This window comes from Rhodopseudomonas infernalis, assembly GCF_022271405.1.
Taxonomy (GTDB): Bacteria; Pseudomonadota; Alphaproteobacteria; order Rhizobiales; family Xanthobacteraceae; genus Rhodopseudomonas; species Rhodopseudomonas infernalis.
Map to the genome: position 1 here is coordinate 14747 of NZ_JAJNAL010000025.1, position 12423 is coordinate 27169.

Here is a 12423-nt window from a genome sequence, read left to right on the forward strand (position 1 = left end):
TTTGAGGCACTGCGCCTCTTCTCCCCGCTTGCGGGGAGAAGGGTGGGATGAGGGGGCGTCTCCGCGAGTCCGAACGGCTCGGCTACGCGGAGGCGCCCCCTCACCCGCCCGGCTTCGCTGCGCTACGCCGGGCGACCTCTCCCCGCTCGCGGGGAGAGGTTAGAGAAGGCGTCGTTGCTCACTTAAACCGCGCGCTTGAGCGCGTCGGCAAGATCGGTCTTCTCCCAGGAGAAGCCGCCGTCGGCGTCCGGGGTGCGGCCGAAATGGCCGTAGGACGAGGTGCGGGCGTAGATCGGCTTGTTGAGATCGAGATGGGTGCGGATGCCGCGCGGGGTCAGGTCCATCGCCTCGGCGACCGCCTTCTCGAGCTTGTCTTCCGAAACCTTTCCGGTGCCGTGGGTGTCGATGTAGATCGACAGCGGCCGCGCCACGCCGATGGCGTAGGCGAGCTGCAGCGTGCAGCGATCGGCGAGACCGGCCGCGACGATGTTCTTGGCGAGGTAGCGCGACGCATAGGCGGCCGAGCGGTCGACCTTGGTCGGATCCTTGCCGGAGAACGCGCCGCCGCCATGCGGGGCCGCGCCGCCGTAAGTATCAACGATGATCTTGCGGCCGGTCAGGCCGGTGTCGCCGTCCGGGCCGCCGATGAAGAACTTGCCGGTGGGATTGATGTGCCAAATCGTCTTGTCGGAGATCCAGTCGGCCGGCAGCGCCTGGCGGACATAGGGCTCGACGCGCTCGCGGACCTGGGCGGAGGTCATGTCCTCGATCAGATGCTGGTGCGACACCACGATCTCGCGGACGCCGACCGGCTTGCCGTTCTCGTACTGGATGGTGACCTGGCTCTTGCTATCCGGGCCCAGCACCTTCTCCTTGCCGGAGTGGCGGGCTTCGGAGATCAGCCGCAGGATCTTGTGGGCGTAGAAGATCGGCGCCGGCATCAGGTCGGGCGTCTCGTTGGTGGCGTAGCCGAACATGATGCCCTGGTCGCCGGCGCCCTCTTCCTTGTTGGTGCCGGGCTGCAGCGCGTCGACGCCCTGGGCGATATCGGCCGACTGCGGATGCAGCAGGATCTCGATGTCGCAGTTTTCCCAGTGGAAGCCGTCCTGCTCGTAGCCGATGTCCTTGATGGCGGCGCGGACGACGCCTTCGATCTGGTCGTTGGTCACCGAGGCCGGGCCACGGGTTTCGCCGGCGATCACCACCTTGTTGGTCGTCGCGAGCGTTTCGCACGCGGCGCGGATCGCCCACGGATCGATGCCGGCTTTCGGCCCTTCGCGGAAGAACAGATCTACGACTTCGTCAGAGATCCGATCGCAGACCTTGTCCGGATGACCTTCAGAAACCGACTCACTCGTGAACAAATAAGACGCGCGCATCTAACAACCCCTTATCCGCCGAACCCCGGCGGCGCTTTCGTGAATGTTATCCCTGAAAGTCAATCGCGCCGACGCGAGATGACGTAGGATTCGTCGTAGAACCAGAGCCCGCTGTGCTTGCGCAAAACCTCTCTGGTGGCCTTCAGATACTGGTCGCCCTGGGTCGTCTCCGTCAGCCGGTCGTCTTCGATCTGGGCGACATAGACTGCGGCATTCCAGGCTGCAAAGGCCGTCGAATTGCCGATCGACCCCGTGACCTCATTGGGTAGCGCCTCCATATCATAACGAAATATCGACCGGCTATCCGCGTAAGCGTTAAAGTTGAGGTCCCGGCCGGCGGCCCCCAACTCGTACTTCACGGCCCGCAGCAGCTCGTGGCGGCTGACCGAGAACGGATTTTCGTCCGGCCATACCGCCTGGACGATTTCCAACCCCGGATCCTGGCCGTGAGAGTGGATTCCGATCAGCCGGCCCCCGGCCCGCAGCGCCCGTGCGAGCGGCGCGATGATCCGCTTCGCCCGAAAGTTGACGCTGGATTTCGCCCGATACGGCTGCGAGGCGATGATCAGATCGAAATTCGCCTCGGTCTTGCCGGCGCGCGGGATGATCGAATCCAGCAGGAAACGGTGATCTTCCCGGTACAGCACGATCGCCACCGGCCGCTCGTAGACCGGCATGCCGGAGCGTGGGCTCACGGCGGCGCGCCAGTTTTCCTGCAGAAAAGGCGCCAGCTCGGCAATCTGGGTCTCAAATTCGCCCGACGACGCGCCGCGCAGCGCCACCTCGTGCCAGATCATGCCGGCGGCGGCGGTGGGCGAAGCCGGCGTCAGCCACGGCGCTTCGGCGTAATACATATTGGTGAAGACGAACACCGACGCCGGGTGCTCGAACAGCCGGTCCGCCACCTTGTCCAGCGTCAGCCGCAGATCCTCGAGGCTGAGCTCCTTGCCGGCGACATAGAACGGCATGTGCGGGAACCGGCCGTGCATCGCCCGCAGCACGCGGGCCAGTACCGTGCCGTCGCCGCAGCCGGCGTCGAATACCCGCAGCGCCGGCGGTCGCGGATGAATGCTGCCGAGTTCCAGCGCGACGCGGTCCGCCACCACCCGCTTCTCGCTGCAGGTGTGAACGAACAGCAGATATTTCTGACGATTTTCGAAGAACCGGAAGTTGCTGCGCGGATCGCGCCGCTCCGGCGGCACCACAAGCCCGCGCGGCGGCGGCGGATTGCCGAGCCCGGCGGCGACGAAAGCCTCGATCCGGTCCAGCGTATCGACCGTGATCCGCTTCCCCTCGCGCAACCGCTGCACCAGCTTGCCGTCATTGACCGCACGCCGACCAAACGTGGTCTCGGCCATCCCCGCCAGGCGGCAATAGTCCGAGATCCGGCCGAGGAGCTGGTCGTTCTTCATAAAACCATGGTGGGCAGATCGCGATCGTAGGTCAACCCCACCATGCCTTTCCCACGACCAAAAGACAATGGGGCCCGCTGCGGCGGGCTGGAAAGGGTGGGACGATGCGGGGCGGTGGAGCGGCACGCCTTGGTGGGCCCGGCAGGACTCGAACCTGCAACCAGACCGTTATGAGCGGCCGGCTCTAACCATTGAGCTACAGGCCCCGCCGGGCGCCGCGAGGCGGCGGACGGTGCGGGGACGGCATACAATGGCGGGGTCGGCGCGGCAATGTTTGGCTAAGGCGAGCTGGAGCATTGGGTAACATCTGTGCGCAGAACAAAAATGCCTGGCGATTGAAGCCGGCACGAGCCCGCGGCAGTGACCGAAGCACAGATCGTTCGAGCGGACTGGAAGAACGCCATACAAGGCACCCGACCAGTTCGGGCCCGGTGCACAGACTCGACAATGCGCCTTCGACAAGCCGAGGCAATGCGGCTGACGAAAGCCACCGTCGACGCATGTCCTGATTGGCGCCGGCCCTTACTCGACGGGCGAGAGTTGTCTCAGTCTTGACTCATACGGCAACAGGCCGCTGCCCGAATGACAGTTGAAATATTCGAAGCAGGGGTTGCTCGCATCGAGAATGAAGATCTCGTTGTAGGTGCGAAGCTGCAACGCATCCTGGAATTTCCTGCGTGCCGCCATGGCTCGCGCATAGATCGACAGATGGGTCGGATGATGCTCGGCCCACGATTCCAGATGACCGAGCGACAGGAAGTGGCCGAGCGAATAGGCCTCCGCCATCGGGCGGTCGGTGCCCTCCACGGCCACGACCTGGCGCAATGCCAAACAGCCGGTCTCCTGCGGATGATCGCGCAAATAGGCCATCCCCTCATCGAGCTTCGGCTTGATGCGCTCGAAATAGTCCTTGAGTTGCTCGCCCTCGCAGGCCTGCCACGAAACCCCGGACCGGATCACGGCCAGATTGGCGGGCGGCTGGATCACCCGATGACCGGACGCGGTGGCGTTGCTGGCTGTCTCCCCGGCCGGCTGATCGAGCCGCGCGACGGCCGGCTCGAACATGTCGTCGGCCGATGCAGGGATCCGGTCGCGAGCCGCGCCCCAATAGCCGGTGCCCTCCGTGGTCTGCAGCCCGGACGCCGGGCAGCCGGAAACCCCGCGGCGAAATTCCTTAAACGTGATCGTTTCCGCACGCTGGGCGTTGACGATCACCGGCTCCCACCACACCCCGACCCGCTGCGTCAGAATGTGCTCGCGCCACTCCGCAACGGGCGCGCTGCTCGACCAGGCGTGATAGGCGGAAGCGTCGAGCCAATACAGGGCCACGACATGATTGAGGTAGCCGCTCTTGTCGGTGAAGACGGCGTCGTCCTTGTAGTCCGGCGCGTGTGGTGCAGCCTGAACAAGTGCACCGGATTTCGCCAGTGCAGCCCTGAGCTCTTCCGGATGCTGCGATTGAATGCCGAGGAACAGCACGGCGATCCGGGACGACGGCGCAAGAGCCGCCGAGTATCGCGTGATCGGCGCCGTGTGGCCTGCGGGCCGCCGCAGCGGGAAGCGCCGCACCGGGCAACCGCCTGCGGCTGTGCCCGATGCCGTGCCACGATCGGCGTCAAGGTCGACCATCACTCACCGTTCGCGAAGGCGCGCAGCTTCGGATCCTGATCGATCATCTTCAGAAAGCGATCGTCGATATAGGTTTTCGCGTCCGGAATGGATTTGAGTGTGCCGGTACTCACGAGATAGGCGGCAAGATCGTCGTTCCATTTGTCGACGGTCGACGGCCCCTTGCTGCGATCGAAGATCTGCAGCTCCTCCGCCAGCGTGAAGGTCTTGCGGCGATCATGGTCGATCTCGAGGAAGTGGTCGCTCAGCGAAACGCCGTTCGCCTCGTTGAACTTCTTCAAATAAGCCAAAGTCCCGGCCCGGTTCTTCTTCTGCCAGCCGACGGCCCGCAGATACACCGCGAGTGCCTTGGCGACCTGTTCGGGCTTTGCCTTGGCATATTCCGACGTGACGACGAAGGACGACGTGACGAACGCGTTGGCGAGCTGGCCGTTGCAGATTTCCTTGGCGTCGGCTTTGTCCTGGAGGACATAGGCGAATGGCGCCCACGACGCGGCGATGGTGCCGTTGCCGTTCGAGTATGCGGAAATCAGCTGCGGCGGCGCCAGGTTGACGATCTGCACGTCATCGCGTGTCAGGCCGAATTTCTTCAGACAGGCCAGCGCCGAGTACTCGCCGGTCGAGTTGGTGGTGACGAGCAATTGCTTGCCCTTCAGCATCGCTGGATTCTTGAGGATCGCATCGGCGTCCGCCGCGCGGGCGACCGTCGCCGTCACTGCGGATTCGTCGGTCTGAATCGCGATCGACTGGAGGCCGAGCCGGACGCCGCCGAGGACGGCCGGGGGACCGCCGGTGCCGCCGAGGTCCCAGGACTGCATCGCCGAGATCTGCTGCGGCCCGGCGGGGAAGACCGAGAACTGTGGCTCGATCCCTACTTCCTTCCAGTAACCAAGCTCGGAGGCGACATAGAACGGCAGCGCCCAATACAGCGGCTGATACGAAATCCGCATCGGCTCCGCCCGGGCGCCGGCCACGGGACCGGTCGATGCGAGGACGAGTGCAGCAAGGCCTCCAAGAACGTGACGAAGCGACATAAGGTTCTCCAATGAACGGGCTCAGCTCGCGATGGATAGTTTCCGACGATTGTCTGCCTGCGGTTGCGCAGCGCCGCTGTCGCGCAGCAGCCGCCAAACCTGGGTGCGGAGATGGACGAACGACTCCAGCTCCATCACGTCTTCGACCGGCTTGACGTCCCAGCCCTCGTCTTTGCGGACGCTCTGGACTTCGATGACCTCGCGAATGCGGCCGGGGCGCCCGGCCATCACCACCACGCGATCGGCGAGGTAGACGGCTTCTTCCACACTGTGAGTGATGAACAGCACCGTACGGCGACGCTCCGCGGTGACCCGGATGAGTTCTTCCTGCATCTCGATGCGCGTCTGCGCATCCAGCGCGCCGAACGGCTCGTCCATCAGCAGCAATTGCGGATCGAGAATCAGCGAACGTGCGATGGCGACACGCTGCTGCATGCCGCCCGACAGCTGGTGCGGATAGCTCTGCTCGTGACCGGACAGGCGCATCAGGCTGACGTAGTGCGCGACCTGGTCGGCCGATTTGGCCGCAGATACCCCACGGCATTTCAGCCCGAACGCGATATTCTCGTTCACCGTTTTCCACGGCAGCAGAGCGAACTGCTGGAACACCACGGCACGGTCCGCGCCCGGCCCGGACACTTCCTTGTTGCCGACGATGACGCCGCCGGTGGTGGGAAAGTCCAATCCAGCGGCCATTCTCAGCAGTGTGGTCTTGCCGCAGCCGGACGGACCGACGATCGCGACGAAATCGCCTTCGGGAATTCTCAACGTGATCGGCTGCAGCGACTCGTAGTGACCGTTCTTGGTGTCGAAGCGTCGCGTGACGTTCTCGAATCGGACCTCGCTCATCGTGCTGACGGCCTCCATTTGTGACCAATGCGGTCGGACGCGAATTGCAGGGCCCGATCGATGATCAGCCCGACAAGCCCGATCGCAACCATCCCGGCGAGAACAATGGGTGTTTCGAAGGACCCCTGGCCCTGCACCATCATGTAACCGACACCCGACGACGCCACGATCAGTTCGGCACCGACCAGCGACTGCCAAGCGAGCGCCGCGGACACGCGCAGCCCGGCCATGATCGATGGCAGCGCGCCGGGCAGCAGCACATCGACGGCGAGCCGCCACGGGCTGGCTCCGAGCATCTGCGATGCTTCGAGCAGCACCGGATCGATCTGCCTGGCGCCGCGGAAGGCGTTGATCACGCAAGGCGCGAGAGCGCCGGAGAACACGATCAGGATCGGGCCGCCGATGCCGGTCCCGAACCACAGCGCCGCGAAGGGAATCCACGCCAGCGGTGCGATGAAGCGAAACGTTTCGAAGAACGGCGTGACGACATGGCGGATCGGCGGCGACCAGCCCATGACGAGTCCCAGCGGAACACCGATCAGCGCCGCGAGCAGGAACCCGGCCGCAAACCGACCGATGCTCGACAGCAAATGAATCTGCAGCGTGCTTCCCGCGAACCCTTCCGTGACGAGTCGATAAGCCGCGCTCGCAATCTCCCATGGCGGCGGCAAGACGCCCTTCGGAAGCCAGCCGGCCAGCGATGCCGCCGACCACGCGATCAGCAGCGTGCTTATGCTCAACGCAGACAGCAGCCTCAGGCTCATTGCGCGCGGATTGGTCGGACGCCGCCGGCGCACGGCCGGGAGAACCATCGTCATGACGCTCTCCTCGACCAGGGCATGGCTCGCCGTTCGATCACATCCAGTGCCTTCGTCATCAGCGCACCGGCGACAGCGACGCAAACCATGCCGACGACGATCATGCCCGGATAAATGTCCTGCGCCGCCATCGTGAGGACGCGGCCGAGTCCGAAGAACGCGCCGACCAGTTCGGCGGCGACCAGCGCCATCCAGGCGGCCTGCAGCGACAGGCGCAATCCGCCGAAGATCATCGGCAGCGCGCCAGGGATCAATACATCGATCAGCAGCCGCCAGCCTTTGGCGCCATGCACCCGCGACGCCGCGATCAAGGTCGGATCGACGCCGCGGATCCCCACATACGTATTGATCAGGCTGGGGACGAAGGCGGTGAACCAGATCACGAAGATCTTCGCGCCGTCGCCGAGGCCGAACCAGATGATGGCCACCGGGATCCAGGCAAGCGGTGGGATCGGTCTGACGAATGCGACGATGGGATTGAAGATCGCCTCGCAGCGGCGATCCAGCGCCATGGCTATTCCGATCGGAATCGCAGCCGCCACAGCGACTGCAAATCCCATCAGCGCGAGCCGCATGCTATATACCACGTGGGTCAGCAAAGTGCCGCCCGCATATCCCTTGACCGTGATCTGGTGCAGCGCCTCATAGAATTCGGCCGGTGAAGGAAAGCGGACCGGCTTGATCACGGCCGACAAAGCAAACCAGAGAACCAATGCGATGATGACGGCGAAGGCGCCGACCGCAATGCCGGTTCTGACGTGGCGGGCTTTGCTGGCCAGCGTCATCGCACGGCGGCCCCGTAGGTCTCGTCCACCATGGCGAAGGCCTGCTCGGGGTCCTGCGAGCGCGCCGGCAGCGGCGAATCGATCACCGCATCCTTGAGCCCCTGCGGACGCTCGCGGACGAGGCCGACCCGGAACAATTCTCCCCGGTGATAATACCCGGCCATGTCGTGATGTTGTTTCAGTTCGACGAGGCTGCGCAGATCGACCTCCGCGAACAGAAGGCCTTCTTCCCCGGGCGGCAGTTCGGCGATGATGTTGCCCATCGGACCGATCACCATCGAATTGGCCTGCGGACAGGCCCGCATGATCTTCTCGATCTCCGCGTCACCGGCGCTGACCGTCGCAATGGTCGGCTCGTCGAGTACGCCGGCGGCAACGACCGTAAACACCTTCGCTTCGAAGCTATGCGCTGCGGCGCGGAAATGGATTGCCTGCCGCAGATCGTAAGGCGCTGAGTCGACGGGATTGCGGAACGGCCAGATCGACGGATAGCACGCGCAGTGAATTTCCTCGGCCTCGCTCATCAGTGCGTAGCGGGCGAGCGGATTGTTGTTCTCGCCGCAGATCAGCCCACCGATCCGGCCGATCGACGTATCGACGACACGCAGGCCGGCGGCGTCGCCGCGATTCCACGACAGCTGTTCGTAGAACGTCGGCACCAGCTTGCGATGATGATTGATCAGTTCGCCTTGATCCGAGATCAGCGCCTGACTGTTCCACATGCAGCCGCGGCTGCGTTCGGACACTTCGCAAAAGCCGAGGCTGACGAAAATCCGGTGGCGCGCCGCAGCGCTCGTGATCTCTGCAAACAGACCGCCGCTCGGCTGCAACGCGTTGGCCGCAAACCGACCGAAGAAGCTGTGCGCGTCGATCGGACGATAGAAGCCGTTCCAGATCGGAAATCCCGGCAGAAACGATTCCGGAAACACGATCAGGCGGGCTCCTCCCGCTGCGGCCTGCGCGATCAGCTCGCAGCACTTGGCTACTCCTGCCCGGATATCGAACAGCGGCGCGACGGCCTGGGCGGCAGCGACCACGACACGACCGGCCGGAGCGCTCGTCTGGAAATCGGCTTTTTGCAGCATTTTCTTTCTCTTCTGGCGTTGAAATAATTTGATCGCTCATGCAGCATTTGAAAAGTCGGAACCAACAAAATGGCTTCATCGGAAAATCTTAACAACTTTTCTCTGCGTGAGCTGCGATCACTCGTTACGGTTGCAGAGCTCGGCAGTATTTCGCTGGCCGCCCGCAAGCTGGGGCGCAGCAGCGCAGCGGTCTCCACCGCTATCTCGGACATCGAAGCCAAGCTTGGAATTCAGCTCTTTATCCGCAAACCCGCGAAGGGCCTTTCGCTGACCTCGTCGGGAGAAATCATCTCGATGGAGGCGCGCGGGCTGCTTGCCCATGCCGACGAATTCGAGATGATCGCAGGCGCTCTCGGCAGTGGCCTGGAAGGTGAGGTCTCGGTCGGATGCTTCACAAACCTCGCACCGATCGTGTTTGCGAGCCTGCTCGCCGCGTTCAACCAGGAATTTCCGGGCATCCAGGTGAGGATGCATATCGGCGATCAGGAAGAAGTACTGCAGGCGCTGAAGAGCGGGATGACCGAGCTCGCAGTGACTTTCGATCTGGATATCTCCGATCACTATGACAGCGTCGTCATGGCTGAGCTGCCGCCTCACGCGATCGTGCCGGCGACACATCGATTGGCCCACCGCGAGGAGGTCTCCCTCTCGGAACTGATCGACGAGCCGTTCGTGCTGATGGACCTGCCGCACACCCGCCAATACTTTCTGTCGGTGTTCTACAGCCAGAATCTCGAGCCGAAGATCCGCTATCGCTCGACATCGTTCGAGGCCGTTCGCGCACTCGTCGGCAACAACCTCGGCTACGCGCTGCTCAATCTGGAACCGAAGAATTCGCAGACCTACGACGGCCGCGAAGTCGTCAGTCTCAGGCTTCGTGAAACCATGCGCCCGCTGAAGATCGTCCTCGTCTCCTTGAAGCGGACCGCGCGGCGGCGCATCGCGCGGACATTCCAGGATTTCGCGCGCGGCTTCGTCAAGACCTGGCGCGAAGAGCAGCGCCGCATTGTCGGTAGCCGCCTCTCCAAGGAGACGTGAGCGACCCGGCGGATCCGCGTGCATGCGCGGACCTTCCGCGGGCCACGCTCGCGTGGCGCCTGCGAGAGGTCTCGACTGAGAGTACTTGATGTGTCCTGCTGACCCGGGCCGCCCCTCCCCTTTTCGAGGGGAGGGTGAAGCAAGGCTTGGTGCTGTGCCCTCCCCGCTTACTTGCTGATCAGCGTTACCTTGCCGTCGTCGATCTTGACCAGGTGGGTGACGGCGGGGCTCTGGCCGCTTTCCTTGCCGGCGGGACCGACCTTTTCGAACTTAATTTTGCCGGTGAGGCCGGCGTAGCTGACGTCCCACAACGCCGCGCGGATCTTTTCGGAGTCCGGAGCGCCGGCCTTTTCGATCGCCAGCGCCAGCACCCGCACCGCGTCGTAGCCGCGCGCGCCTTCCGGCATGCCGCCGGGCGGCAACCCGGCCTTGGTCCAATCGGCGATGAACACCTTGGCGGCTTCCGGGTCCGGCGCGGTCTCCGGAAACCACGGGGCGAACATCGCGTCGTGATACGAGTCGTTGGCCGCGGTGCCGGCCTGCGCGATCAGCTGATCGGGCAGCGTGCCGCCGGTGGTGACGATGCGCCGCTTCAGGCCGAGCGACTGCGCCTGCTTCATCAGCAGCGTCATCTGTTCGACGCCGGTGGTGATGAACAGCGTGTCGCTGTCGGTGCCTTTCAGGTTCGACAACTGCGCCGACACATCCTGCGCGGCGGCATCCATCGTCAGCGACTTGTTCACCGTGAGGCCCTTGTCCTTCAGCATCTTGCCGAACTCGGCGGCAGCGCCGAGGCCCCAGTCGTTGTTGACGGTGAGGAAGTCAGCCTTCTTGATGCCGAGCGGCTCGACGAAGCGGGCGAAGCTCTTGGCTTCGGTGCCATTGGTCGGGCTGATGCGGAATACGTAAGGATTGCCCATCATGGTGATCTTGTCGGCGCTCGAGGTCTCGACCACCATCGGGACCTGATATTCGAGCAGCTTCGGCATCACCGCGAGCGTGTAGGTCGAACTCCAGGCGCCGACCAGCGCCGGCACCTTGTCGCGCGTGATCAGCTTCTCGGCGACCGCGGCGGCCTCGGTCGGGTTGCTCTTGTTGTCCTCGATCACCAGTTCGAGCTTTTTGCCGAGAATGCCGCCCTTGGCGTTGATCTGCGCGGCGGCGATTTTGGTGCCCGCCGTCACCATGTTGCCGGCGGCCGCGACCACGCCGGTCAGCGGCTGATTGACGCCGATCTTGATGACATCCTGCGCAGCAGCGGGGCCGCTGATGCCGACGACCACGGCGGCACACGCCATCCACGAACGTGACGAGTTCATCTCACTCTCCTCCTCTGCTGAACCAGGTTCGACGCTTCGCCGCGCGCAGCCGCGCTGCATTTTGCGCTAATAGCATAACTTTAGGATGTTTCCGGTCAACGGGCCGGGACGGCGATAATTCCGGCAGATGCTGCCCAACTTAGGCGCAGCGACGCCGTTGCGGTGTCTAATCCTAATGTGCTATTTATAGGACTTATTAGATACGCGCTCGCGCGGTGCTGCGCATCGCCCGGCCGGCTTCAGCTGCGGCGAGAGCCGCGCGGCAACGCCGGCCGGTCGGATGGCGCGCACACAAGGAGGAGACGGCAATATGGATCTCGACGGCAGCGTGGCGATCGTCACCGGCGGCGCGATGGGGATCGGCTTTGCAGCCTGCGAGGCGCTCGCGGCGCAAGGCGCCGCGGTGCTGGTGGCCGACAAGGCCGGCGCCGCGGATGCGGCGGAACGGCTCCGCAACCAAGGCTACCGCGCCGCCCACGCGGTCACCGACGTGGCCAGCGAAACCGACACGGCCGCGATGGCCGAGGCCGCGCTGCGCGCCTTCGGCCGCATCGACATTCTTCTCAACAACGCGGCGATCTACTCGACGCTGACGTCGAAACCTTTCGAGCAACTGACGATCGCCGAGTGGCGCACCATTCTGGACGTCAATGTGATCGGACAGTTCCTGTGCTGCAAGGCGGTCGTTCCGCACTTCAAGGCGCAGCAGTCCGGCCGCATCATCAATATCTCGTCGGGCGTCGCCTTCAAGGGCAATCCCGGAATGTTGCACTACGTCGCCACCAAGGGCGCGATCGTGTCGATGACCCGCACGCTCGCCACCGAGCTGGGCGACCATGGCGTCACCGTCAACAGCGTCGCGCCGGGCTTCACGCTCAGCGACGGCGTGCACAAAAATCCGGAGCTGGCGGGCGCGGTCGCGACGTTCTCGGTGCGGGGTCGCGCGCTGAAGCGCGACATGGTGCCGACCGATCTCGGCGGCGCGATCTGTTTCTTCGCCGGCCCGCATGCCGCGTTCATCACCGGCCAGACGCTGGTGGTCGACGGCGGCGCTTACTATCACTGACCGGCGACA

General features: G+C 64.2%; 11 protein-coding genes and 1 tRNA gene. 2 read left to right on the forward strand and 10 right to left on the reverse strand.

Features of this window, described 5'->3' with window-relative positions; translation table 11 throughout:
• Positions 1-182 precede the first annotated feature (182 nt).
• The 9 genes from metK to LPW26_RS16745 all read right to left on the reverse strand — a co-directional run bounded on the left by metK (position 183) and on the right by LPW26_RS16745 (position 8991).
• A complete protein-coding gene (metK, locus tag LPW26_RS16705; protein ID WP_238736609.1) occupies positions 183-1379 on the reverse strand; it encodes a methionine adenosyltransferase in 1197 nt (398 codons plus the stop codon).
• A gap of 59 nt (positions 1380-1438) precedes the next feature.
• Positions 1439-2791: a hypothetical protein gene (locus tag LPW26_RS16710; protein ID WP_238736610.1), complete on the reverse strand. Its 1353-nt coding sequence runs from the start codon at positions 2789-2791 to the stop codon at positions 1439-1441.
• Between the two features lie 130 nt (positions 2792-2921).
• Positions 2922-2997 (reverse strand) — tRNA-Ile (locus LPW26_RS16715).
• A 316-nt stretch (positions 2998-3313) separates the two neighbouring features.
• Positions 3314-4420 carry a phenylacetaldoxime dehydratase family protein gene (locus tag LPW26_RS16720; RefSeq protein WP_238736611.1) on the reverse strand — a complete coding sequence of 369 codons (1107 nt, stop codon included), beginning with the start codon at positions 4418-4420 and terminating at the stop codon, positions 3314-3316.
• The gene (locus LPW26_RS16725; protein WP_238736612.1) at positions 4420-5454 is read right to left on the reverse strand and encodes an ABC transporter substrate-binding protein; all 1035 of its coding nucleotides are present in this window, start codon (positions 5452-5454) and stop codon (positions 4420-4422) included. The genes LPW26_RS16720 and LPW26_RS16725 overlap by 1 nt, the downstream gene beginning before the upstream one ends.
• Positions 5455-5475: 21 nt before the next feature.
• A complete protein-coding gene (locus tag LPW26_RS16730; protein ID WP_238736613.1) occupies positions 5476-6303 on the reverse strand; it encodes an ABC transporter ATP-binding protein in 828 nt (275 codons plus the stop codon).
• Positions 6300-7121 carry an ABC transporter permease gene (locus LPW26_RS16735; RefSeq protein WP_238736614.1) on the reverse strand — a complete coding sequence of 274 codons (822 nt, stop codon included), beginning with the start codon at positions 7119-7121 and terminating at the stop codon, positions 6300-6302. Before LPW26_RS16735 ends, LPW26_RS16730 begins: the two co-directional genes overlap by 4 nt.
• Positions 7118-7906, reverse strand: a complete 789-nt coding sequence (locus tag LPW26_RS16740) for an ABC transporter permease (RefSeq protein ID WP_238736615.1) — start codon at positions 7904-7906, stop codon at positions 7118-7120. The genes LPW26_RS16735 and LPW26_RS16740 overlap by 4 nt, the downstream gene beginning before the upstream one ends.
• Complete coding sequence (locus LPW26_RS16745) at positions 7903-8991, reverse strand: carbon-nitrogen hydrolase family protein (RefSeq protein ID WP_238736616.1); 1089 nt, start codon at positions 8989-8991, stop codon at positions 7903-7905. Before LPW26_RS16745 ends, LPW26_RS16740 begins: the two co-directional genes overlap by 4 nt.
• A gap of 69 nt (positions 8992-9060) precedes the next feature.
• On the opposite strand from LPW26_RS16745, the gene LPW26_RS16750 reads away from it, so the two are divergent.
• Positions 9061-10029 (forward strand): LysR family transcriptional regulator, encoded by a 969-nt coding sequence (locus tag LPW26_RS16750; RefSeq protein ID WP_238736617.1) that lies wholly within the window; start codon positions 9061-9063, stop codon positions 10027-10029.
• Between the two features lie 167 nt (positions 10030-10196).
• Here LPW26_RS16750 and LPW26_RS16755 read toward each other — a convergent pair whose 3' ends face one another.
• On the reverse strand, positions 10197-11348 hold the full coding sequence (locus tag LPW26_RS16755) for an ABC transporter substrate-binding protein (RefSeq protein WP_238736618.1): 1152 nt from the start codon (positions 11346-11348) through the stop codon (positions 10197-10199).
• Between the two features lie 310 nt (positions 11349-11658).
• Between LPW26_RS16755 and LPW26_RS16760 the strand changes: the two genes are divergently transcribed.
• Positions 11659-12414 carry an SDR family NAD(P)-dependent oxidoreductase gene (locus LPW26_RS16760; protein WP_238736619.1) on the forward strand — a complete coding sequence of 252 codons (756 nt, stop codon included), beginning with the start codon at positions 11659-11661 and terminating at the stop codon, positions 12412-12414.
• Positions 12415-12423 lie beyond the last annotated feature (9 nt).

Bases quoted from the DNA above. Each gene is read 5' to 3' on its own strand.
- metK (WP_238736609.1), bottom strand. From the start codon at position 1,379: ATGCGCGCGTCTTATTTGTTCACGAGTGAGTCGGTTTCTGAAGGTCAT.
- LPW26_RS16710 (WP_238736610.1), bottom strand. From the start codon at position 2,791: ATGAAGAACGACCAGCTCCTCGGCCGGATCTCGGACTATTGCCGCCTG.
- LPW26_RS16720 (WP_238736611.1), bottom strand. From the start codon at position 4,420: ATGGTCGACCTTGACGCCGATCGTGGCACGGCATCGGGCACAGCCGCA.
- LPW26_RS16725 (WP_238736612.1), bottom strand. From the start codon at position 5,454: ATGTCGCTTCGTCACGTTCTTGGAGGCCTTGCTGCACTCGTCCTCGCA.
- LPW26_RS16730 (WP_238736613.1), bottom strand. From the start codon at position 6,303: ATGAGCGAGGTCCGATTCGAGAACGTCACGCGACGCTTCGACACCAAG.
- LPW26_RS16735 (WP_238736614.1), bottom strand. From the start codon at position 7,121: ATGACGATGGTTCTCCCGGCCGTGCGCCGGCGGCGTCCGACCAATCCG.
- LPW26_RS16740 (WP_238736615.1), bottom strand. From the start codon at position 7,906: ATGACGCTGGCCAGCAAAGCCCGCCACGTCAGAACCGGCATTGCGGTC.
- LPW26_RS16745 (WP_238736616.1), bottom strand. From the start codon at position 8,991: ATGCTGCAAAAAGCCGATTTCCAGACGAGCGCTCCGGCCGGTCGTGTC.
- LPW26_RS16750 (WP_238736617.1), top strand. From the start codon at position 9,061: ATGGCTTCATCGGAAAATCTTAACAACTTTTCTCTGCGTGAGCTGCGA.
- LPW26_RS16755 (WP_238736618.1), bottom strand. From the start codon at position 11,348: ATGAACTCGTCACGTTCGTGGATGGCGTGTGCCGCCGTGGTCGTCGGC.
- LPW26_RS16760 (WP_238736619.1), top strand. From the start codon at position 11,659: ATGGATCTCGACGGCAGCGTGGCGATCGTCACCGGCGGCGCGATGGGG.